Origin of the sequence: Streptomyces hawaiiensis, from assembly GCF_004803895.1 — a bacterium.
Lineage (GTDB): Bacteria > Actinomycetota > Actinomycetes > Streptomycetales > Streptomycetaceae > Streptomyces > Streptomyces hawaiiensis.
In genome coordinates this window covers 5,296,738-5,319,452 of record NZ_CP021978.1, presented here as the reverse complement: position 1 = coordinate 5,319,452, position 22,715 = coordinate 5,296,738, and the positions used below count along the sequence as shown (strand labels likewise).

The window sequence follows — 22,715 nt, the reverse complement described above, 5'->3', positions numbered from 1 at the left end:
GCAATGGTCTTGACAGGGTCAGCGTAAGGACACGCCCTCACCCGGGGAACAAGCGGGGTGCCACGGTGACCGCACTGTGACGGTTGTCGTCTGCCGGGACGGAAGGCGACCAGAGTGTGAACTGCGGCGTACAGGCGGCGCGCCGGCCGCTCACCCCGTCACCTTGTAGGTCGCCGCCGCCTGCTCGTACAGCCGCGTCACCTCGTCCCGTTCGGACTCCGGGCCGCGCACCTGGACCACGTGATAGCGCCCGTCGACCAGCATCGCGAGGTTGCGGACGTACAGCTCGCCCCCGTCGCCGCCGGACCACGTGAACTGCCCCTCGGCCATGGTCCGTCCGCCCACCTCGATCGTCTTCAACCCGGTGGAGGTGGCCCAGCTGGAGTCGCGGTAGGGCTGCAGCTCGCGCTCGCGCTCCCGCTGGTAGACCATCGGGTCACTGCCGTACTCCGACGCGCTGTCCCGGCCCGCCACGACGATGAGTTCGAAGTCGCCCTCGGAGTAGACGACCTGGCCGCTGCCATTGCGCGGGGTGCGGTCCCACCCCTTGGCGACGGCGACCCGGAAGCCCGCCGGGTCCTTGCGCAGGGTGAAACCGTCGGCGACGTCCGGGCCGGTCGTCTGCGTCTCGGTGGTGCCGGCCGACGACGAGGGGCTCTTCTCCGGCTCGGGCGACGTCTGGTCGGGCCGGGGCTCGCTGCTGGCGTCCGGCTCGGGTGCCTGGCCGGCCTTTTCACCGGCGGCACCGGTGCGGTCCGCGCCGCCCGCGCCCTCGGTCCCCGACTTGGGCATGAAGAGCATGGCGTAGGCGATCGCCGCGGCCATCGCGAGCAGGACCAGCACGAGCAGGGTGCGGCCGAGGCGGTGCGGCGAACCGCTCTCCTTCCTGGCCCGCTTGTGCCGTCCGTGATGCGCGGGCAGCCCGGCCTTCCGCCGGCGCACGAGCTCACCCCGGCGCCGTACGACGGGCAGCCGGCCGGCGTCCACGGGCGGCGCCGGGACGACGTGCACCCCGGCCTCCGGCTCGGGTGCCGAGCGCACCAGCGAGCGCAGCCAGCCGCGCACTTCCTCGAAGTCGAGGCGTTCGGTGGGGTCCTGCCGCAGCAGCGACTCCACGACCGGCCGCAGCGGCCCGCACTCCTCGGCGTACGCGGGCGGTTCCGCGCACACCATCTGCACCAGCTCGGCCGTCGACTCCTCCGGGTAGGGCGCGTGTCCCTGCACGGCCCTGAAGAGCAGGGCGCCGAGCGCCCACAAGTCGGTCGCGGGGCCGATCGGCGCGGCCAACTGCCAGTTCTCGTGCACGGGCCCGGCCTGCTCCGGCGCCCAGCGCTCGGTCACGGGCCCGACCACGGCCATCCGCGCCTGCCGCGCCCGCTCGGCCGCCAGCGCCGTGGCCGGACCGCGCCGGGGGGCGGGGGTCTCGGCGACCAGGTCGTCCCAGCGGGTGGGCTCGCCGTGGGCCGCGGTGTCCGGGGCCGGTGGGAGCGCCGCCTGTTCCTCGTTGTGCGGGGCAGGCGCCCCGCCGCTGGTGCCGCGGGGCGCGGCACCATGCCATGCCGTCGTCCGTGGGCCGCCGCCCACACCGTAAGGGTCCGCGACCCGCCCGGGCGGTACGGTCCCGGGGGCGGTGCCCTGCGCGGGGATGTACGGCGACTGCGCCGACCCGTTGCCGTAGGGCGCGGCCCCGCCGTCCGGGGCGGGCCGGGCTCCGGGCAGGGCCGCCCGCCCGCCCTGCTGCGCTTCCTGCACCCGCGCGGCAGCGCGGGCACCGGCCCGGTAGGCCGCGATCGCCCCGGCACGCGCCGCCCGCGGGTCCCCGCTCTCCTCCACCGGCCCGCGCGCCGGCACGACCGGGCCGCCGCCCGCGGTCTCGCCCCCTGCCGAGGGCAGTCCCCTGGCCTCCCGGGCCTCTATGGCAGCGCGCCGCGCGGCCTCGGGGTCACCCGGGCCACCGATACCACCGGCCGTCCCGGAACTCCCCGGACCGCCTGCGCCCTTGACCGGCCCGGCGCCGCCGACCTCCTGCCCCTGCCCGGACTCCTCGAAGAGCGGTTCCGGAACCGGGTCGTACCCGCACAACGCCTCCTCCGCCGCGCCCACCGCCAGCCCGGTCAGCATCACCCGGCCGTCGTCGCAGACGAGCACCGTCCGCGCGGTGATGTTCCGGTGCACCCAGCCGTGCGCATGCAGCACCCGAAGGGCCATCAGGACGTCGGAGGCCACCTCGGCGGCCCGGTACGGCGTCAGCGGCTTCTCGGCGAGCAGCGCCGCCAGCGGGCGCGCGGCCACCAGCTCACTGACGATCCACAGGGAACCGCCCTCGGCGAACACGTCGAAGACCTGGTCGAGCCGGGGGTGGTCGGGAATGGCCGCAGCGGCCTGCGCCGCCTCCACCGCGCGTCGCACCACCGGGTCCGCGGGCCGCCGGGTGCCCGGGCGGACGCCGGACCGCCGCGCACCACCGTCACGTGCCGTGAAACCGTCGGGCAGTCCCTCCGCGTCGAGGACCTCGGCCTCGACCACTTCCGGCAACGGCACCTGCCGGACCAGCACTTCCTGTCCGCTGTAGGTGTCGAAGGCCCGGGTCTCGGTGAGTTCGTACTCGTCGGACGGCGGCAGTGGCAGGCGGTAGCGGTCGGCGAGTACCCGGCCCGCGTAGTCGTCCACGTTGCCTCCCCCGGCAGCCCGGTCGGTCACATCCGTTCGCCCCGCGGTCCGTTTCGGCTGCGCACGGTCCGCAAACATTTACGATACGTGCCGCAGACAACCCGCATTGCGGGGATGCCAGATCTCACTCCCCAAACCCGGGGCGCCTCATGCTCAGGACTTGGGTTCGAAGGTCTTCGTCAGCGTCCGCCACGTCTCCTTGCGCGAATCGCCGTCCCAGCCGGCCGCCTTCGCCGTGTACATCAGCGCGTACCCCTGCCGGTCGTCGACCACGAAACCCCGGTCGATGGTCCGGTACTTGGTGCCGCCGTCCGTGTAGGTGAACTCCCAGTCGGCCGTGTTCCAGCCTCGGTAGTCCACCTTCTCTATGCGGATCTTCTTGTACTGCGCGCGCACCATGTAGCGCTCCTGGCTCTTCCAGTCCGCCACCGGGTCGCCCTTGGGCGTGGACGTCCAGGCGATGAGCAGCTTCTGCCCGTCGGGCCCGGTGAAGCGGTCGCCCGCCGCACCCGTGGACTGGTACTTCCACCCCTTCGGCAGACCGATCGAGTACCCCTGGTTTCCCTGGTGAGTCGACTCCGCCGCGGTGCCCTTGGCGCCGGAGCCGCCCTCGCCCGAGGAACCGCTCGCCCGGCCGCTCGGCGTGCTGTTCGAGGCGGGGCCGGACGGCGCGGGCTGAGTCTCCCCGCCGTCCGTACGGGTGCCGTCGGGATCGTCGCCCTTGGTGTCGGCGCTGCCGGACGCCGTGGCGACGGTCTTCCCGCCGCCCTTTCCGGAGGCCCCCTCGGAATCCTTGCCGTCACCACTGAGCACGATGGCGAGCACGGTGCCGATCACGGCGAGCACCACGACCACCGCGATGATCACCAGGGTCCGCCGCGGCACCACGTCGGTGAGCGGCGCCCGGGGCACGGGCCTCGGCGGCAGGTCCGGCGGCGGCATGACGGGCCAACCCGAACTCCGTCCCCCGGCCGCCGTCTTGGCCTCCGACCCGCTCCGCCCACCGGCGCCGGCGGCCACCGAGCCCGACTGTGCCCCGGACGCGCCCGCGGCCCCGGCCCGGCCCGCGCCGCTGTCCGACTCGGCGGAGGCCGTGCCCGCCGACCCGGAAGAGCCCTTGCCCGCGCCGGACTCGGCAGCGGCGGCCGATCCCCCGGCAGCCGATCCCGCAGCGGCCTTGCGCACGGAACGCAGCGCGCCGCGCAACCGCTCCCCGGCCTCCTCGCCCCGCTTGCCCCCGGACCCGGACCCGGACGAACTGCTCTTGCCCGAGGACCTGTCCGGCTGCGCCGGCAGCGGCACGACCTTCGTCGCGTCCATGGGCTCGGGCTCGGCCGTCTCGCGCGCGTGCAGGACCGAGTTCAGCATCGCTCGGGCCCCGGCGTCGTCGAGCCGCTGCGCGGGGTCCTTGGTGAGCAGCCCGTGGATGACGTCCTTCAGCGGGCCCGCGTTCTTCGGCTCCTCCAGCGGCTCGGTCATCACGGCCGTGAGGGTCGCTATGGCCGACCCCTTGTCGTACGGCGGCGCGCCTTCCACCGCCGCGTACAGCAGCCCGCCGAGCGACCACAGGTCGGCCGCCGGGCCCGGCTTGTGCCCGCGCGCCCGCTCCGGGGAGATGTAGGAGGGCGCGCCGACGAGCATGCCGGTCGAGGTGATGGACGGGTCGCCCTCGACCTGGGCGATGCCGAAGTCGGTGAGCACGACCCGGCCGTCCTCGGCGATCAGCACGTTCGACGGCTTCACGTCGCGGTGCAGGATGCCCTCGCGGTGGGCCGACCGCAGCACGTCGAGGACGGCGAGCCCGACCTCGGCGGCGCGCTTCGGCTCGAGGAGGCCGTCCTCCCGGATGACCTCGGCGAGCGACTTGCCCTCGACGAGCTCCATCACGATCCAGGGCCGGTCGTCCTCCTGGACGACGTCGAAGACCGTCACGGCGCTGTTGTTGCGGATCCGCGCGATCGCCTTGGCCTCGCGCAGCGTCCGCGTGATCAGCCGCCGCTTCTCCTCCTCGTCGATGTTCGTCGGGAACCGCAGCTCCTTGACGGCGACCGTCCGCCCGAGGGTCTCGTCCTGGGCCCGCCACACGGTGCCCATGCCTCCGCGGCCGAGTACCTTGCCCAGCCGGTAACGCCCCGCGAGGAGACGCTCCCTGTTGTCCTGACGAGTGTCCTGACGAGATGTGCCCGCCCGCTCCGCCTCCGACATGCGTCCCCTCATGCAACCCGCCCTGACAGAGCCTCCATTGTCTCTCACCCGACAAGTGCCCGATGCCCAGGGGCCCCCTGGCGAGCGCCCGCGTGCCCGGCCCCCCGGAACCCGGGTGCGGCCTGCCCCACGCGGCCTTGCATGATGGCCCCTGACCAGGGAGGAGCCCACATGCCGCCGTTTCGGACATTGCTGGCCCTGCCGGTGGCCGCCGCCCTCCTCGGTCTGCCGCCGGCCGACTCCTCCGCCCTCTCGATGCCGCCCACCGACGCACTGCTGCGGCTGATGGTGACCCAGGGCCGAGCCCCGGCCGCGGCCCTGCTGGCCCGGGAGGGCGCCACTACCCGCTACGCCGCCGCCGGTTCGGGAATCGCCCGGTCGGACCATTTCCGCGCCGGCAGCATCACGAAGACGTTCATCGCGACGGTCGTGCTGCAACTGGCCGCCGAGCACCGGCTGTCGCTCTCCGACACGGTGGAGCAGCATCTGCCGGGCCTGGTGCGAGGAGCAGGCAACGACGGCCGCACGCTGACCCTGCGCTCCCTGCTCACCCACACCAGCGGCCTGCACGACTTCACCGCGGACACCGACGGGACCGCACCCGTCACACCCCGTCAGGCCCTACGCATCGCTCTCACCCACCCCCCGGCCGCACTCGGCCGCTTCTCCTACTCGAACACCAACTACGTCCTGCTCGGCATGGTCATCCAGCAGGTCACCGGCCGCTCGTACGCCACGGAGGCCGAGCGCCGCATCATCACTCCCCTGCGTCTGACGGGTACCTCCTTCCCCGGATCCCGCTCCTCGCTGCCCTCTCCGCACGGCCGCGCCTACGCCGCCGACGGAACCGACGTCACCGAACTCGACCCGCGGGTGGCCGGAGCCGCGGGCGAGTTGGTGACCACGCTCGCCGACCTGGACCGCTTCTACGAGGCCCTGCTCGGCGGCCGGCTGCTGCCCCCGCACTGGCTGCGCGAGATGCTCGACACCCGTGCCGCACACGGCGCGTACGGCATGGGACTGCTCCCCGAGAAACTTCCGTGCGGCACGACGGTGTGGGGGCACAACGGGCACATATCCGGCAGCTACGTGCGCACCGCAGCCACCGTCGACGGACGGCGTGTCCTCACCTTCCGCGTGAACACGGACGCGATCGCAGATCCCGGTCTCGAACCCGCGGTGCTCGCCGCCGAGTTCTGCCCCCGCACCTCGTAGAACGACCGGGTTCCGAACGGAGATCCCGTTTCCCGACACTCGTTCGGGTGACGTCCGCAGGATCTGGCACGATCAGAGCGGCACGATGTCCGGCGCCCCCAGCCGCGCCGCGTCCGCCGTCAGGTCATCCGGCTGCCGCTGCGATTCCCGCTCGGCCTCCACCCGCTTCTGGTAGTGCTCGACCTCGCGCTCGATCTGGTCCTTGTCCCAGCCGAGCACGGGCGCCATCAGCTCGGCGGCGTCGCGTGCGCTGCGGGCGCCCCGGTCGAAGGTCTCGATCGAGATGCGCGTCCGGCGGGTCAGCACGTCGTCCAGGTGTCGCGCCCCCTCGTGGGAGGCCGCGTACACGATCTCGGCGCGCAGATAGTCGTCGGCCGCCGCCAGCGGCTCGCCCAGCGACGGATCCTCGGCGATGAGCGCGAGAAGCTCCTCGGTCATCGTCCCGTAGCGGTTCAGCAGGTGCTCGACGCGCACCACGTGGAGTCCGGTCCGGGCGGCGATCCGCGCCCGCGCGTTCCACAGCGCCCGGTAGCCCTCGGCGCCCAGCAGCGGCACGTCCTCGGTGACGCACTCGGCGACGCGCATGTCGAGCCCGTGCACCGCCGCGTCCACGGCGTCCTTGGCCATGACCCGGTACGTCGTGTACTTGCCACCCGCCACGACGACCAGCCCGGGCACCGGATGCGCCACGGTGTGCTCGCGCGACAGCTTGCTGGTGGCGTCCGACTCGCCCGCGAGCAGCGGCCGCAGCCCCGCGTATACGCCCTGGACGTCGTCCCTCGTGAGCGGCACCGAGAGCACCGAGTTCACATGTTCCAGCAGGTAGTCGATGTCCGCGCTGGACGCGGCGGGGTGGGCCTTGTCGAGGTCCCAGTCGGTGTCGGTGGTGCCGACGATCCAGTGCCGGCCCCAGGGGATGACGAACAGCACCGACTTCTCCGTGCGCAGGATCAGGCCGGTCGTGGAGTGGATCCGGTCGCGCGGCACGACCAGGTGGATGCCCTTGGACGCCCGGACGTGGAACTGGCCGCGCTCCCCGACCATCGCCTGGGTGTCGTCCGTCCACACGCCGGTGGCGTTGACGACCTGCTTGGCGCGGATCTCGTACTCGCCGCCCGCCTCGACGTCCTGCACCCGCGCACCGACGACCCGCTCGCCCTCGCGCAGGAAGCCCGTCACCCGCGCGCGGTTGGCGGCCTTGGCGCCGTAGGCCACCGCCGTGCGCACCAGGGTCGCCACGTACCGGGCGTCGTCCATCTGGGCGTCGTAGTACTGCAACGCCCCGACCAGGGCGTCCCTCTTCAGGCAGGGGGCCACGCGCAGGGCGTGAGAGCGCGTCAGGTGGCGGTGCATCGGCAGGCCCCGGCCGTGACCGCGAGCCATGGACATGGCGTCGTACATCGCGACGCCAGAACCCGCGTACAGCCGCTCCCAGCCCTTGTGCTGCAACGGGTACAGGAACGGCACGGGCTTCACCAGATGCGGGGCGAGCCGCTCCAGCAGCAGGCCGCGCTCCTTCAGGGCCTCGCGGACGAGCGCGAAGTCGAGCATCTCCAGATAGCGCAGGCCACCGTGGATGAGCTTGCTGGACCGGCTGGAGGTGCCGGACGCCCAGTCACGCGCCTCGACCAGACCGGTGGACAAACCCCGAGTCACGGCGTCGAGCGCGGTGCCCGCACCGACCACGCCTGCACCCACGACCAGCACATCCAGCTCGCGCTCGGCCATGGATGCGAGTGACTCGGCGCGCTGCGCCGGTCCGAGTGTCGCTGTCCTCACGCTTGCCTCCCGCTGATCGGTCGCGCCGACCGCACCCGTCGAGTGCGGCCCCGTCCGTATCCCCCTGCCCAGATTCTGACCGGGTTGCCCGACTTCAGCCACCACGGGCCCGCAGCCTGTGGACAACGCTCACGGAACACTCACCGAAACTCGGCCGGGCAATCCCGCATATCGGTCATATTTACTCCTAGTCTGACATTGCGCTCGCCCGTCCTGTCCACAGGGCTTGCGCACCTGTCCCACTTCGGCTATCGGGAAGGACGGCCGCCATGCCCGCAGATCTCGCCGTCATCGGACTCGGCGCGTACGGCCTGCCCCTGGCCCAGGCCGCCGTCGCCGCCGGCATCCCCACCATCGGCTACCGGACCGGACCCGAGGCGGGCTCGCTCAGCCCCGCCGAACTGCGCCGGATGCTCTCGGGGGGCTTCCGGCCGACCACCGACCCGGCCGAACTCGGCCGCGTGCGCACCGCGGTCATCTGCGCGCCGACCCCACGAGGGGCGGACGGCGGGCTCGACCTGAGCCAGCTGGAAGCAGCCGCCCGCACCCTTGCCGCCCATCTGCGCCCCCACACCACGGTGATCCTGGAGTCACCCGTGTACCCGGGGACGACAGAGGAATTCCTGCGTCCGCTCCTCGAAGAGGGCTCCGGCCTGCGCGCGGGCCGCGACTTCCACCTCGCGTACTCCCCCAGCCGCGTCGACCCCGGCAACCGTGACGTCACGCCCGCCACCACCCCCAAGGTCATCGGCGGCCTCACCCCGGCCTGCACCGAGTCGGCCGCCGCGTTCCACTCACGGCTGACCGACAAGGTGGTACGCGCGCGTGGACCCCGCGAAGCGGAGACCGTGCAGCTACTGGAGACCAACTACCGGCACGTGAACATCGCCCTCGTCAACGAGATGGCCGTCCTCTGCAACGACCTGGGCGTCGACCTCTGGGACGTCATCCGCTGCGCGGAGACCAAGCCTTTCGGTTTCCAGGCCTTCCGCCCCGGCCCCGGCGTCGGCGGCCACTCCGTCCCCCAGGACATGACCACCCCCGGCGGCCGCGGCCTGCGCATGGTGGAACTGGCCCAGCAGGTCAACAGCCGCATGCCCGGCTACGTCGTCCAGCGCGCCGCCACGCTCCTCAACGAACACGGCAAGTCGGCCCGGGGCGCGCGCGTGCTCCTCCTCGGCGTCACCTACAAGCCCGACCTCGCCGATCTCCAGGGCACCCCGGCCCAGGAGATCGCCCTGCGCCTGATGGAACTGGGCGCGGCGGTCAGCTACCACGACCCGTACGTCCCCGCCTGGAGCGTCCTCGACCGCCCCATCCCCCGCGTGGACTCCCTCTACGAGGCAGCGGCCGACGCGGACCTGACCATCCTGCTCCAGCAGCACCGCACGTACGACCTCCAGGGCCTGTCGGTGAAGGCCCAGCTGCTCCTGGACACGCGGGGGGCGGCGCCCACGGGGGCGGCGCATCGGTTGTGAAGGGGGGCGCGCGGGATGCGTGAGCCCTGGGGACTGGTGGCATGCGGCACGCTGCGCGGGTACCTTACGGAAACAGGTGGAGCCCACCGCAGGGGGTACTGCGGCAGGCTCCTGGATGGATCACGGAGTGTCCGCCCCTAGTTCTCATGGGGGCGGCCGCTCACCATCCGAAACAAGGCGGAGCCCACCGCAGTGGCCACTGCGGCAGGCTCCTGGATGGATCACGGAGTGTCCGCCCCTAGTTCTCATGGGGGCGGCCGCTCACCATCCGAAAAGCCGCAAGATCCACCTCCTCCGGCACTGCACCATCCGAAGACGGAGTCGGTCCCAGCGGGTGGGCTTGCGGTGGCGTCCCATGGGCGCCCCCTTCCACGACGCCGCCCATTGACCCGGTAGGCGGCACGTCGGAAATCGGGCCGGGCCCCGAGGGCCGGGGTCCGGAACCGTGTCCTTGGAAGGGGGAGCCCAGAAGAACCTGGGCGCCGATCACGGACACTAGCGCCTCGAAACTGCCCTCCACGGGGCCGAACGGCCCGAAGGCACCCGTGCGCCCCCCGTCGGCAACACGCGCCCCGTCAGAGCCACTTGGGCACGCAAAAGGGCCCGGCCACTCCCCCGAGTGACCAGGCCCTTCTCAGCGTCGGGGCCGACTACCGCCGGTGCTGCGAATCCGCCACCGTGACCTCGACCCGCTGGAACTCCTTCAGCTCGCTGTAGCCCGTCGTGGACATGGCACGGCGCAGGGCGCCGAAGAGGTTCATCGAGCCGTCCGGCGTGTGGGACGGGCCCGTGAGGATCTCCTCCAGCGTGCCGACCGTGCCGAGGGCGACCTTCTTGCCACGCGGGAGTTCCTCGTTCACGGCCTCCATGCCCCAGTGGTGGCCCTTGCCCGGGCCGTCCGTCGCCCGCGCGAGCGGGGAGCCCATCATGACGGAGTCGGCGCCGCAGGCGATCGCCTTGGCCAGGTCGCCGGACCAGCCGACACCGCCGTCCGCGATCACGTGCACGTACCGGCCGCCGGACTCGTCCATGTAGTCACGGCGCGCCGCGGCCACGTCGGCGACAGCCGTCGCCATGGGGACCTGGATGCCCAACACGTTGCGCGTGGTGTGTGCCGCGCCGCCGCCGAAGCCGACCAGCACACCGGCCGCGCCGGTGCGCATCAGGTGCAGGGCGGCGGTGTACGTGGCGCAGCCGCCGACGATCACCGGGACGTCGAGCTCGTAGATGAACTGCTTCAGGTTCAGCGGCTCGTGCGCGCCGGAGACGTGTTCCGCCGAGACCGTCGTACCGCGGATGACGAAGATGTCCACGCCCGCGTCCACGACGGCCTTGGAGAACTGGGCGGTGCGCTGCGGGGAGAGCGCGGCGGCGGTGACGACTCCGGAGTCGCGCACTTCCTTGATGCGCTGCCCGATCAGCTCCTCCTTGATGGGAGCCGCGTAGATCTCCTGGAGGCGGCGGGTCGCGGTCTCCGAGTCCAGCTCCGCGATCTCGTCGAGCAGCGGCTGCGGGTCCTCGTAGCGCGTCCACAGGCCCTCGAGGTTCAGCACGCCGAGGCCGCCGAGCTCGCCGATGCGGATCGCGGTGGCCGGGGAGACGACCGAGTCCATGGGGGCGGCCAGGAAGGGCAGCTCGAAGCGGTAGGCGTCGATCTGCCAGGCGATCGAGACCTCCTTCGGGTCCCGCGTACGGCGGCTGGGGACGACGGCGATGTCGTCGAAGGCGTACGCCCGGCGGCCGCGCTTGCCGCGCCCGATCTCGATCTCAGTCACGTCTGTGGCCTTTCCCTGATGCGTTGCAGCGTCTTCCAGTATCGCCGACGGGCACGGCGAGGGCGGCCCCGGATGCTCCGGAGCCGCCCTCGGAAGGCCGGGTCTACTTGTTGCGGCTGTAGTTCGGTGCCTCGACCGTCATCTGGATGTCGTGCGGGTGGCTCTCCTTGAGGCCGGCCGACGTGATGCGGACGAAGCGGCCCTTGGTCTCCATCTCGTCGATGGAGGCGGCGCCCACGTAGCCCATCGTCTGGCGCAGACCGCCGACGAGCTGGTGCAGGACGTTGGCCAGCGGACCGCGGTAGGGCACCTGCCCCTCGATGCCCTCGGGCACGAGCTTGTCGTCGGAGCCGACCTCGGCCTGGAAGTAGCGGTCCTTGGAGTACGACTTGGCCTGGCCGCGGGACTGCATCGCACCGAGCGAGCCCATGCCGCGGTACGACTTGAACTGCTTGCCGTTGATGAACTGCAGCTCGCCCGGGGACTCCTCACAGCCCGCGAGGAGGCTGCCCAGCATCACCGTGTCGGCGCCGGCGGCCAGGGCCTTGCCGATGTCGCCGGAGTACTGCAGGCCGCCGTCACCGATCAGCGGGATGCCGGCCGGACGGGCCGCGAGGGACGCCTCGTAGATGGCGGTGACCTGCGGGACGCCGATACCGGCGACCACGCGGGTGGTGCAGATCGAGCCGGGGCCCACGCCCACCTTGATGCCGTCGACGCCGGCGTCGATCAGCGCCTGGGCACCGTCACGCGTGGCGACGTTGCCACCGATCACGTCGACGCCCACGCTCGACTTGATCTTCGCCATCCAGCTGAGCGCGTTGCTGTTGTGGCCGTGCGAGGTGTCGACGACCAGGAAGTCCACGCCCGCCCCGGCGAGCGCCTGGGCGCGCTCCAGAGCCTCGGGGCTGGCGCCCACGGCCGCGCCGACGAGCAGCCGGCCCTCGGAGTCCTTCGCCGCGTTGGGGTACTGCTCGGCCTTGACGAAGTCCTTGACGGTGATGAGGCCCTTGAGGACACCCGCGTCGTCGACCAGGGGAAGCTTCTCGATCTTGTGACGGCGCAGCAGCTCCATGGCGTCGGCGCCGGAGATGCCGACCTTGCCGGTGACCAGCGGCATCGGGGTCATGACCTCGCGCACCTGACGCGTGCGGTCGGTCTCGAAGGCCATGTCGCGGTTGGTGACGATGCCGAGCAGCTTCTTGTTGCCGTCCGTCACGGGGACGCCGCTGATGCGGAACTTGGCGCACAGGGCGTCGGCCTCGCCCAGCGTCGCGTCGGGGTGCACCGTGATCGGGTCGGTGACCATGCCGGACTCGGAGCGCTTCACCAGGTCGACCTGGTTGACCTGGTCCTCGATGGAGAGGTTGCGGTGCAGCACGCCGACGCCGCCCTGGCGTGCCATCGCGATCGCCATGCGGGACTCGGTCACCTTGTCCATCGCCGCCGAGAGCAGCGGGATGTTCACCCGGACGTTGCGGGAGATGCGGGACGAGGTGTCGACCGCGTTGGGGAGCACCTCGGATGCACCCGGCAGCAGCAGCACGTCGTCGTAGGTCAGCCCGAGTGTCGCGAATTTACCGGGCACTCCGTCGACGTTGGCAGTCATGACACCTTCCCCAAATGGCCTTGATCGGTGCGGATGTCCATGCTAACGGGAAGCGCGGCTGTCTCATTCCACGGTTCCGCCTGGCTCCGGGCCTCGTATGTTCGTACGGAAGCGGCCCACCGCCTGTTCAACAGAAGGTTGTTCCGGCAGGGCTACTGCTCGGCCAGCGCGCGCAGCCGGCTCAGCGCCCTGTGCTGAGCCACCCGGACCGCTCCGGGTGACATTCCCAACATCTGGCCGGTCTCCTCGGCCGTGAGTCCCACCGCGATCCGCAGCAGCAGCAGCTCCCGCTGGTTCTCGGGGAGGTTGGCCAGCAGCTTCTTGGCCCATTCCGCGTCGCTGCTGAGCAGGGCGCGCTCCTCCGGGCCCAGGGAGTCGTCCGGGCGCTCGGGCATCTCGTCGGAGGGGACGGCCGTCGAGCCGGGGTGGCGCATCGCCGCGCGCTGCAGGTCGGCGACCTTGTGAGCGGCGATGGCGAAGACGAACGCCTCGAAGGGGCGCCCGGTGTCCCGGTAGCGCGGCAGCGCGAGGAGCACCGCCACGCAGACCTCCTGGGCCAGGTCCTCCACGAAGTGCCGGGCGTCGCCCGGAAGACGGGACAGACGGGTGCGGCAGTAGCGCAGGGCCAGGGGGTGGACATGGGCGAGCAGGTCGTGCGTCGCCTGCTCGTCCCCGTCGACGGCGCGGTGGACGAGCGCACCGATCGCGCCCTGGGCATGGGCCGCCTCGTCGTCGCGCATCGGTCCATGGTGCCTTGCGTCCGCCGGGTCCGCGGCACCGCGCCCGTTGTTGTGCACCGAAGCGTTATGAGCAGGTGCGCCGGCACTCATCCCCTGCGCCCTCCCCTTCCGCTCGACCGACTCGTCCCCGAGGAACTCCACACCCTCAAGGATGCGGCATCCGCGGCGAAACGAGCATCGGGCTCCCGGTGACCCCCCGGCCCACCCGCGCCCACCTGGCTTTTCGTGCCTTCACCTCGACCGCTGGGACCTGCCGTTCGGATCATCCCGGGGATGTGGATCCCCGCCTGCGCCCTCCCGGGCTCTCGACCTCGCTCGGGCAGGGGCAGATCCCTGTCGGCGCTGTCGCCGGCCACCGGCTTCGGTCCACGCGGGTGCGGCTCGCGCGGGGGCATCCACATGCCCCCGCCCTCCGGCCCCGGCCGGAGGGCGCGCGCCGAAGCCGGCCCGATCCGAAGGACAGGCGTGATCCAAACGACAGGCCCTAGCGCACCAGACCCCACCGGAAGCCGAGCGCCACGGCGTGGGCCCGGTCCGAGGCGCCGAGCTTCTTGAACAGGCGCCGCGCGTGCGTCTTGACGGTGTCCTCGGAGAGGAACAACTCACGACCGATCTCCGCGTTCGAGCGGCCGTGACTCATGCCTTCGAGGACCTGGATCTCACGCGCCGTGAGCGTGGGCGCCGCGCCCATCTCGGCCGAGCGCAGCCGGCGCGGCGCGAGCCGCCAGGTCGGGTCGGCCAGGGCCTGGGTCACCGTCGCGCGCAGTTCCGCGCGGGAGGCGTCCTTGTGCAGATAGCCGCGGGCACCGGCGGCGACCGCGAGGGCCACGCCGTCCAGGTCCTCGGCGACGGTGAGCATGATGATGCGCGCACCGGGGTCCGCGGACAGCAGCCGCCGGACCGTCTCGACGCCGCCCAGGCCGGGCATGCGTACGTCCATCAGAATCAGGTCCGAGCGGTCGGCCCCCCAGCGGCGGAGGACTTCCTCGCCGTTGGCCGCCGTCGTCACGCGCTCTACGCCGGGCACGGTCGCGACCGCACGACGGAGCGCCTCTCGGGCAAGCGGGGAGTCGTCGCAGACGAGGACGGATGTCATGACCGCCCTCCGCAGCTGATGCGCGTCACCTTGAGCCTCCAGGCTGGTACGAAATCGTCACCTGTGCGGTCGACCGTCTCGGACGCCCGCCCGAGCACTTGTTCCTTCAACCGCCTCGCACTCTCAACGACGGTCACTCGAAAGAGTTACGGGGGCGGCTGCCATCTTCGGCACTCTACGTGAGGGGGCGGACACGGTGCAGACATGCGCAACAGACCCTCGAACTTTCATCACAACCTATGCCCCATTCAGACCCATTTCTTCCGCTTTGCCAGTGTCTGGAGCTAGATTCGCAATGAGTCATATTTTCATCTCCTTAGATCGTAGTTGTACGGTCGTAGACACCGGATCCGCCCATAACGGCTACAAGGGGTCACGTAATGGCAGATTTCTCCCGCCTTCCCGGACCGAACGCGGACCTGTGGGACTGGCAGCTGCTGGCTGCCTGTCGCGGGGTGGACAGCTCGCTCTTCTTCCATCCGGAGGGTGAGCGCGGTGCGGCGAGGAGCGCTCGTGAGAACTCGGCCAAAGAGGTCTGCATGAGGTGCCCGGTACGTGCCGAGTGCGCCGCCCACGCCTTGGCGGTGCGTGAGCCGTACGGCGTGTGGGGCGGGCTGACCGAGGACGAGCGCGAAGAACTGATGGGGCGGGCGCGCAACCGGCTGGTGTCGGCGTCGGCATCGGGCGGGCACACCGCCTCGAACAACTGAAGGAACGTTTCTGCGAACAGGCACGCGCACGCGTGCCGTTGGTTTTTGACGCGCGTGGGCGCGTTAGCGGCGGGCGGCCCGGCCCAGCTGGACGAGCGTCGCCGCCACGGCCGGAACCTGCGCGAGGTCGGGCAGCGTGAGCGCGACGATCTCCCGCCGCACCGCCGGTTCGAGCCGCACGGTGCGCACCCCCCGGGGCCGTACCGACTCGACGGCCAGCTGGGGCAGCACGGCCACGCCCAGACCGGCGCCGACGAGGCCGACGACGGCCGGGTAGTCGTCGGTCGCGAAGTCGATGCGCGGGGTGAAGCCGGCCGCCGCGCACACCTCGACCAACTGTCCGCGGCAGCGCGGGCAGCCCGCGATCCACGGCTCCTCGGTGAGCTCGCCGATGGCGACGGACTCCGCGCCCGCGAGCCGGTGCCGCTCCGGCACGAGTGCGACGAGCCGGTCCGACAGCAGCGGCCGTACGACCAGGTCGTCCCACTCCTCGGCGCCCGCCGCCCCCTCGTAGCGGAAGGCGAGCGCCACGTCGCAGTCGCCCTCCCGCAGCAGGCCGACGGAGGCGGGCGGCTCGGCCTCCTCCAGGGAGACGCGGGTACCGGGGTGCGCCTCGCGCAGGGCCGCGAGGGCCGTGGGGACGAGGGTGGAACTGCCGCTGGGGAAGGAGACGAGCCGGACCCGGCCCGCGCGCAGCCCGGCGATGGCGGCGACCTCCTCCTCCGCGGCCGTGAGCCCGGCGAGGATCCCGGCCGCGTGCCGCACCAGGGCCTCGCCGGCCTGGGTCAGGCGCATCTCCCGTCCGGTGCGGATGAGCAGAGGCGTGCCGACGGAGGTTTCCAGGGCCTTCATCTGCTGGCTGACGGCGGGCTGGGTGCAGCCCAGCTCGCGGCCCGCGGCGGAGAAGGAGCCGGTGGTCGCGACGGCGCGCAGGACGCGGAGATGACGAGCTTCGATCACCCTTCGAGGATAAGCGACCCTTTGATGCCGCTCCCAATAACGCGTCGACGCTTTGGGGACCGGTCGCCTACCGTGCGGGCATGAAGCTTCTGTCAGTGAATCTGGGCCGTGCCGAGGCCGTGCCGTACACGGACAACCCGGCGGGCGTGACCGGGATCGACAAGCGGCCGGTGGACGGGCCGGTGCGGGTGTCCGCGCCCGGGCCCAAGGGCATCGGCGGAAGCGGGCTGGCCGGGGACGCGGTGTGCAAGCTGGAGCATCACGGCGGCGACGACCAGGCGGTGTACGCCATGGCCCGTGAGGACATGGACGAGTGGGAGCGCGAGCTGGGCCGCACGCTGGCCGACGGCGCCTTCGGCGAGAACCTCACCACCCAGGGCCTCGACGTGTCCGGCGCGCTGATCGGCGAGCGCTGGCGCATCGGGCCCGATGTGGTGCTGGAGATCACCTCCGGGCGGATCCCGTGCCGTACGTTCCAGGGCCATATGGACGAGAAGAGCTGGGTGAAGCGGTTCACGCAGCGCTGTGCGCCGGGGGCGTACCTGCGGGTGATCGAGCCAGGGGAGATCCGCGCGGGCGACGCCGTCGAGATCGTGCACCGGCCCGGCCACGACGTGACCGTGGCCCTGCAGTTCCGGGCGGTGACGATCGAACGGACGCTGCTGCCGCGACTGCTGGCGGCGGGCGACGCCCTGCACCCGGAGTTGCTGAGGACGGCACGGGAGTACGAGGAGAAGTACGGGGCCTGACGGCCGCTCACCACGCCCGTCTCCACCGACCCTTCACCACGGACGGCCCCACGGGGAAGCGGATGCACGCGGTCCAGGTCACTAATCTTCTGCCATGACAACGGCTCTGATTACGGGATCGACGGCAGGCATCGGGGCCGCGTTCGCGCGGCGACTGGCGGCCGACGGGCACAACCTGGTGCTGGTGGCCCGCGACACCAAGCGGCTCCGGGAACAGGCGACCGAACTGCACGACCGGCACGGCATCGAGGCGGAGGTGCTGACGGCCGACCTGGCCGAGGACCAGGGCATCGAGGCGGTGGCCGGACGCCTCGGCGACCGCAAGAACGCCGTCGACCTCCTGATCAACAACGCCGGGTTCGGCAACAAGGGCCGCTATCTCGACGTCTCCATGGCCGACGAGCTGCGGATGCTGAAGGTGCACTGCGAGGCGGTGCTGCGGCTGACGTCGGCGGCGACCGGGGCCATGCGCGAGCGCGGCCGCGGCGGCGTCGTCAACGTCGCGTCGGTGGCCGCCTTCGTCCCCCGGGGCACCTACGGCGCGTCCAAGGCCTGGGTCGTGCAGTTCACGCAGGGCGCGGCGCGCGACCTGGCCGGCAGCGGCGTACGGCTGATGGCGCTCTGCCCGGGGTTCGTGCGCACCGAGTTCCACGACCGGGCCGGGATGGGCACCGACAACATCCCGGGCTGGATGTGGCTCGACGCCGACAAGCTGGTGGCGGCGGCGCTGCACGATCTGGCGCGCGGCAAGACGCTGTCCATTCCGGACCCGCGGTACAAGGCGCTGATGGGCGCGGCGAAGCTGGTGCCGCGGGGGATGCTCGGGGCGGTGTCGTCCAAGACGGGCCGGAAGTACGGGCCGCAGTAGGCGTGTGCGGTGGGCCCGGCCGTGCCGCGACACGGTCGGCCCGGCAGGCTCCTCACTTCTTGTGCCGGGAGGCACCCGGGCGCTCCCCTTGGGACAATGAAGCTGTTCAGCCGGACCCAGGGGGGCCGGAGGCGAGGCCATGACCTTCGTACAGCTCATCGAATGCAGGACCAGCCGGCTCGACGAGATGAACCGGCTGATGGACCGGTGGGTCGAGCAGACCAAGGGGAAGCGGACCGCGACGCACAGTGTGGTGGCGAAGGACCGGGCCGACGCCTCGCACATCGTGGAGATCGTGGAGTTCCCGTCGTACGAGGAGGCGATGCGCAACTCCGGGCTGCCGGAGACCGACCGGATCTTCCAGGACATGGTGGCGCTCTGCGACGAGACGCCGACCTTCACGGACCTGGAGGTGGTGCGGGACGAGCAGCTGTACACGGCCACCGCGCGCAGGTTCTTCGAGCTCGCGCCCGGCCGGGGGGACGCGCCGCCGTTCAACGACGTGTTCATCGAGGACTACCACGACCACGATCCCGCCAATGTGCAGGACGTCATCGGGCTGGACGCGGTGCGGCGCGAGGTGGAGGTGTGGCGGGGCGGGTTCGACTTCTCGTTCACCATCGACGACCAGATGGCGCAGGGCGACCGGGTGTGCACCCGGTGGACCTTCCACGGGCGTCACACGGGCGACTTCCTCGGGATCCCGCCGACCGGGCAGGAGGTCACCATGACGGGGACGACCGTCCACCGCTGCACGCCGGACGGGAAGATCGCCGAGGGCTGGTGGCAGTACGACCGGCTGGGGCTGATGCAGCAGCTCGGGGTGCTCGATCCGCTGGAGTTGTGACAGCACCCGGGAACGCGGAAAGCCCCCGTGCCGCGCGGGGCGGTACGGGGGCTTCCCGACGAGGTCGGTGCCTCAGTGGGAGTGGCCGTGGCTGTGGCCCGCGGCCGGCTCCTCTTCTTCCTTCTTCTCGACGACCAGGGTCTCGGTCGTGAGGAGGAGGGAGGCGATGGAGGCGGCGTTCTCCAGGGCGGAGCGGGTGACCTTGACCGGGTCGATGACGCCGGCCTTGACCAGGTCGCCGTACTCGCCGGTGGCGGCGTTGAAGCCCTGGCCCTTGTCGAGCTCGGCGACCTTGGAGGTGATGACGTAGCCCTCCAGGCCGGCGTTCTCGGCGATCCAGCGCAGCGGCTCGACGGCGGCCTTGCGGACGACCGCGACACCGGTGGCCTCGTCGCCGGTCTTGCCGAGGTTGCCCTCGAGGACCTTGACGGCGTGGACCAGCGCGGAGCCACCACCGGAGACGATGCCCTCCTCGACCGCGGCGCGGGTCGCGGAGATGGCGTCCTCCAGACGGTGCTTGCGCTCCTTGAGCTCGACCTCGGTGGCGGCACCGACGCGGATGACGCACACGCCGCCGGCCAGCTTCGCGAGGCGCTCCTGGAGCTTCTCGCGGTCCCAGTCGGAGTCGGTGGACTCGATCTCGGCCTTGATCTGGGCGACGCGGCCGTGCACGTCGTCCTTGTTGCCGGCGCCGTCGACGACCGTGGTGTCGTCCTTGGTGACGGTGACGCGGCGGGCGGAGCCGAGGACGTCCAGACCGACCTGGTCGAGCTTGAGGCCGACCTCCTCGGAGACGACCGTGGCGCCGGTGAGGACCGCCAGGTCCTGCAGCATCGCCTTGCGGCGGTCGCCGAAGCCGGGGGCCTTCACGGCGACGGCGTTGAAGGTGCCGCGGATCTTGTTCACTACGAGGGTGGACAGGGCTTCGCCCTCGACGTCCTCGGCGATGATCAGCAGCGGCTTGGAGGCGTTGGACTGGATGACCTTCTCCAGCAGCGGCAGGAGGTCCGCGATGGCGGAGATCTTGCCCTGCGTGATGAGGATGTACGGGTCGTCCAGGACGGCTTCCATGCGCTCCTGGTCCGTCACGAAGTACGGCGACAGGTAGCCCTTGTCGAAGGCCATGCCCTCGGTGAAGTCCAGCTCCAGACCGAAGGTGTTGGACTCCTCGACGGTGATGACACCGTCCTTGCCGACCTTGTCCATCGCCTCGGCGATGAGCTCGCCGACCTGGCTGTCCTGCGCGGACAGACCGGCGACGGCGGCGATGTCGGACTTCTCGTCGATCGGGCGGGCCGTCGCGAGGAGCTCCTCGGAGACCGCGGCGACGGCGGCGTCGATGCCCTTCTTCAGGGCGGCCGGGGAGGCACCGGCGGCGACGTTCTTCAGGCCCTCGCGTACGAGCGCCTGGGCGAGCACGGTCGCGGTGGTCGTACCGTCACCCGCGATGTCGTTGGTCTTGGTCGCCACCTCCTTGACCAGCTGCGCACCGAGGTTCTCGAACGGGTCCTCGACCTCGACCTCGCGGGCGATGGTCACGCCGTCGTTGGTGATGGTGGGAGCGCCGAACTTCTTGTCGATGACGACGTTGCGGCCCTTGGGGCCGATCGTCACCTTGACCGTGTCGGCAAGCTTGTTGACGCCGCGCTCGAGGGCGCGACGGGCGTCCTCGTCGAACTTCAGGATCTTCGCCATGGGAGCGTGAGCCCTCTTCCGGAATCAGGGGTAACGGCACTGCGCCCCGGGCGCCCGGCTCAATAGCGATCGCGGGGGCCAGGGGCGCAGTTCAAAGCAGTGTGCTTGGAGTGAATTACTTCTCGACGATCGCGAGCACGTCGCGGGCCGAGAGGACGAGGTACTCCTCGCCGTTGTACTTCACCTCGGTGCCGCCGTACTTGCTGTAGAGCACGACGTCACCGACGGAGACGTCGAGCGGAAGACGGTTGCCGTCCTCGAAGCGGCCCGGGCCCACGGCCAGGACGACGCCCTCCTGGGGCTTCTCCTTGGCGGTGTCCGGGATGACCAGGCCAGAGGCGGTGGTCTGCTCGGCGTCGAGCGGCTGGACCACAATGCGGTCCTCGAGCGGCTTGATGGCAACCTTGGAGCTGGTGGTCGTCACGATCCGACCTCCCCCTTCGGAGATCACGGGGTTGACTGTCTGAGGTGGCGACCAGGTGGATCCGTCGTCGCGGGTGCCGGACCTGCCCGTCGCTGTGTTGGCACTCTCCTAGGGGGAGTGCCAGAGCCGAGACTATGACTGCGATTAGCACTCGGTCAAGCGGACTGCTAATTGCCGCCCGCGCGTCGGCCAGGTGTTCTCTCCAGGTGGTCCTCCAGCCGGCCCACCCGCAGCCCCCGCTCTCCGATCACCCGCAGCAGGCGTTCGGTCCGTTCCGTCAGGGTCAGGGACCCGGTCTCGCCGGACGGAATCGAGACGATGTCACCGGCGCGCAGGCCGGGCTCGCCCCGGGTGTACGTCAGTTCGCCGTCGGCGTTCAGGGACGCCCGCCACAGGACGACCGCGGTGATGCCGCAGTCGGCGGCGGCGCGCAGGGTCGTCGTGTCGTAGGTGCCGTGGGGCGGGCGGAGGAGGCGGGGGGTGATGCCGAAGCGGGAGCGGAGCTTGTGCTGCTGGCCGCAGATCTCGGCGCGCTGCCCCGCGTAGGGCAGGCCGCGCAGGGCGGGGTGGTCGAGCGTGTGGTTCTGGATGGACGCCCCGACCGCGCGCAGCCGGGCGAAGTGGCCGTAGCCGGGCCCCACGACGCTGTCCGTGAGGAACATGCTGACCGGGAGCCGCCGTTCGCGGACGAGGCCGACGAAGCGGGGGTCGCGTTCGGCGCCGTCGTCGTAGGTCAGGAAGACGACCGGGTCGCGGGTGGGGACGCGGTCCACGACGGGGGGCAGGTGGCGGGGGTCGCTCACCACGTGTGCCGGGTCCTGGGCCCGGCCGTCGGCGATGCCCGGCTGTTCCCCCGCCGCCCCGGCGCAGCCGGCCAGCAGGGCCGCGCAGAGCACGGCGGCGGCCGGCCGCCTCACAGGTAGTCCTCCAGCCGTCCCACGGCGTACCCCTGGGCCGTGACCTTGTTCAGGAAACGGTGGATCATGTCGGCCATCGTGCCCTTCCACTGGTCGCGGCCGCGGAAGTGCGTGAGGACGATGTCGCCCGGGTGCAGCCTGCGGTCCGCCTCGCGGTACTCCCAGCGGTCGGCGAAGACCTCCTCGTTCCACAGGGGCACGTGCGTGATGCCGCAGGCCTTGGCGGCGCGCAGGGTCGCCCGGTCGTAGCTGCCGAAGGGCGGGCGGAAGAGGGCGGGGCGTTTGCCGAACCGCTTCTCCATGTAGCGCTGCATGCCGCAGATCTCGCGCTTCTGCGCGCGGTACGACAGGCCCCGCAGGTTGGGGTGGTGGAGGGTGTGGTTGTTCAGGACCACGCCCCTGGACTGCATCTTGCGGAAGTAGCGGGTGTCGTCCTTGACCAGGTAGCCGCTGAGGAAGGCCGTGTAGGGGATGTCCAGGTCGCTCATCATCCGCAGGAACACCCGGTCCTTCTCGGCACCGTCGTCGATGGTGAGGAAGACGACCTTGTCCCGGGTGGGGACCGTGGTGAAGACGGGCGGGAGGTTCCGTTCCAGGTGTCCGTCCACCTGGAATCCCTTGCGGGTCTTGATCCTGGGCTTCTTCTCGGGGGCCGGCGGGGCGGCCAGTGGGACCTTGCGCAGGTCCCAGCGGTGCGCGGCGGCGGCCCGGGCGGCGTGCGCGGCGCGCAGCTTGGTGGCGTAGGAGGCGAGCGCGCGGGCCGGGGGCGCGTCGAGGGGCTGCTGGCCGCCGGCCGGGGCGACCTGGTCGCTGCCGCCGCCCTGCGCGCAGCCGGAGGCGATGGCGGCGAGGACGAGCACGGTGAGGCCGACCCGTACGCCTGCGGGCGCACGCCCCGATGCCCGGCCTTTGTCATTTTGTACGACTGCTCGCATGGTGTCGGATCCTCGCAGCCCCCTCCCGCCGGTCCCGGCCCGA

General features: G+C 71.5%; 18 protein-coding genes. 6 read left to right on the top strand and 12 right to left on the bottom strand.

The window, feature by feature from the left end; genetic code table 11:
• Positions 1 to 150: 150 nt before the first annotated feature.
• Positions 151 to 2,670, bottom strand: coding sequence for a protein kinase (locus tag CEB94_RS24705; protein WP_175434272.1), 2,520 nt, complete (start codon positions 2,668 to 2,670; stop codon positions 151 to 153).
• 153 nt (positions 2,671 to 2,823) lie between these two features.
• Positions 2,824 to 4,875, bottom strand: a complete 2,052-nt coding sequence (locus CEB94_RS24700) for a serine/threonine-protein kinase (protein WP_175434271.1) — start codon at positions 4,873 to 4,875, stop codon at positions 2,824 to 2,826.
• Positions 4,876 to 5,046: 171 nt separating this feature from the next.
• Here CEB94_RS24700 and CEB94_RS24695 point away from each other — a divergent pair, with 171 nt between their 5' ends.
• Positions 5,047 to 6,090 carry a serine hydrolase domain-containing protein gene (locus CEB94_RS24695; protein ID WP_175434270.1) on the top strand — a complete coding sequence of 348 codons (1,044 nt, stop codon included), beginning with the start codon at positions 5,047 to 5,049 and terminating at the stop codon, positions 6,088 to 6,090.
• Between the two features lie 72 nt (positions 6,091 to 6,162).
• On the opposite strand, the gene CEB94_RS24690 is transcribed toward CEB94_RS24695, so the two are convergent.
• Entirely contained in the window at positions 6,163 to 7,869 is a 1,707-nt protein-coding gene (locus CEB94_RS24690) for a glycerol-3-phosphate dehydrogenase/oxidase (protein ID WP_175434269.1), read from the bottom strand.
• A 269-nt stretch (positions 7,870 to 8,138) separates the two neighbouring features.
• Here CEB94_RS24690 and CEB94_RS24685 point away from each other — a divergent pair, with 269 nt between their 5' ends.
• Positions 8,139 to 9,347 carry a nucleotide sugar dehydrogenase gene (locus CEB94_RS24685; RefSeq protein ID WP_175434268.1) on the top strand — a complete coding sequence of 403 codons (1,209 nt, stop codon included), beginning with the start codon at positions 8,139 to 8,141 and terminating at the stop codon, positions 9,345 to 9,347.
• Between the two features lie 650 nt (positions 9,348 to 9,997).
• On the opposite strand, the gene CEB94_RS24680 is transcribed toward CEB94_RS24685, so the two are convergent.
• From CEB94_RS24680 to CEB94_RS24665, 4 genes are all read right to left on the bottom strand, one after another.
• Positions 9,998 to 11,122, bottom strand: coding sequence for a GuaB3 family IMP dehydrogenase-related protein (locus CEB94_RS24680; RefSeq protein WP_031133060.1), 1,125 nt, complete (start codon positions 11,120 to 11,122; stop codon positions 9,998 to 10,000).
• 103 nt (positions 11,123 to 11,225) lie between these two features.
• The gene (guaB, locus tag CEB94_RS24675; RefSeq protein WP_175434267.1) at positions 11,226 to 12,731 is read right to left on the bottom strand and encodes an IMP dehydrogenase; all 1,506 of its coding nucleotides are present in this window, start codon (positions 12,729 to 12,731) and stop codon (positions 11,226 to 11,228) included.
• Between the two features lie 152 nt (positions 12,732 to 12,883).
• Positions 12,884 to 13,471 (bottom strand): sigma-70 family RNA polymerase sigma factor, encoded by a 588-nt coding sequence (locus CEB94_RS24670; protein ID WP_033311556.1) that lies wholly within the window; start codon positions 13,469 to 13,471, stop codon positions 12,884 to 12,886.
• Positions 13,472 to 13,955: 484 nt separating this feature from the next.
• Positions 13,956 to 14,567: a response regulator transcription factor gene (locus CEB94_RS24665; RefSeq protein WP_003948568.1), complete on the bottom strand. Its 612-nt coding sequence runs from the start codon at positions 14,565 to 14,567 to the stop codon at positions 13,956 to 13,958.
• Positions 14,568 to 14,947: 380 nt separating this feature from the next.
• Between CEB94_RS24665 and CEB94_RS24660 the strand changes: the two genes are divergently transcribed.
• Positions 14,948 to 15,277: a WhiB family transcriptional regulator gene (locus tag CEB94_RS24660; protein ID WP_004927066.1), complete on the top strand. Its 330-nt coding sequence runs from the start codon at positions 14,948 to 14,950 to the stop codon at positions 15,275 to 15,277.
• 63 nt (positions 15,278 to 15,340) lie between these two features.
• Here the strand turns inward: CEB94_RS24660 and CEB94_RS24655 are convergent, their stop codons facing one another.
• Positions 15,341 to 16,237 carry a LysR family transcriptional regulator gene (locus tag CEB94_RS24655; RefSeq protein ID WP_175434266.1) on the bottom strand — a complete coding sequence of 299 codons (897 nt, stop codon included), beginning with the start codon at positions 16,235 to 16,237 and terminating at the stop codon, positions 15,341 to 15,343.
• Between the two features lie 80 nt (positions 16,238 to 16,317).
• On the opposite strand from CEB94_RS24655, the gene CEB94_RS24650 reads away from it, so the two are divergent.
• The 3 genes from CEB94_RS24650 (at position 16,318) to CEB94_RS24640 (ending at position 18,701) form a co-directional block, all read left to right on the top strand.
• Positions 16,318 to 16,986: an MOSC domain-containing protein gene (locus tag CEB94_RS24650; RefSeq protein ID WP_175434265.1), complete on the top strand. Its 669-nt coding sequence runs from the start codon at positions 16,318 to 16,320 to the stop codon at positions 16,984 to 16,986.
• A 94-nt stretch (positions 16,987 to 17,080) separates the two neighbouring features.
• On the top strand, positions 17,081 to 17,854 hold the full coding sequence (locus CEB94_RS24645) for an SDR family NAD(P)-dependent oxidoreductase (protein ID WP_175434264.1): 774 nt from the start codon (positions 17,081 to 17,083) through the stop codon (positions 17,852 to 17,854).
• A 139-nt stretch (positions 17,855 to 17,993) separates the two neighbouring features.
• Positions 17,994 to 18,701 carry an ester cyclase gene (locus CEB94_RS24640; RefSeq protein ID WP_175434263.1) on the top strand — a complete coding sequence of 236 codons (708 nt, stop codon included), beginning with the start codon at positions 17,994 to 17,996 and terminating at the stop codon, positions 18,699 to 18,701.
• Positions 18,702 to 18,773: 72 nt separating this feature from the next.
• Here the strand turns inward: CEB94_RS24640 and groL are convergent, their stop codons facing one another.
• From groL to CEB94_RS24620, 4 genes are all read right to left on the bottom strand, one after another.
• The gene (groL, locus tag CEB94_RS24635; protein WP_175434262.1) at positions 18,774 to 20,396 is read right to left on the bottom strand and encodes a chaperonin GroEL; all 1,623 of its coding nucleotides are present in this window, start codon (positions 20,394 to 20,396) and stop codon (positions 18,774 to 18,776) included.
• Between the two features lie 115 nt (positions 20,397 to 20,511).
• Positions 20,512 to 20,820 carry a co-chaperone GroES gene (gene groES / locus CEB94_RS24630; protein WP_003974211.1) on the bottom strand — a complete coding sequence of 103 codons (309 nt, stop codon included), beginning with the start codon at positions 20,818 to 20,820 and terminating at the stop codon, positions 20,512 to 20,514.
• A gap of 167 nt (positions 20,821 to 20,987) precedes the next feature.
• Complete coding sequence (locus tag CEB94_RS24625) at positions 20,988 to 21,737, bottom strand: polysaccharide deacetylase family protein (RefSeq protein ID WP_175434261.1); 750 nt, start codon at positions 21,735 to 21,737, stop codon at positions 20,988 to 20,990.
• Positions 21,734 to 22,672: a polysaccharide deacetylase family protein gene (locus tag CEB94_RS24620; protein ID WP_175434260.1), complete on the bottom strand. Its 939-nt coding sequence runs from the start codon at positions 22,670 to 22,672 to the stop codon at positions 21,734 to 21,736. The genes CEB94_RS24625 and CEB94_RS24620 overlap by 4 nt, the downstream gene beginning before the upstream one ends.
• Positions 22,673 to 22,715: the final 43 nt, after the last annotated feature.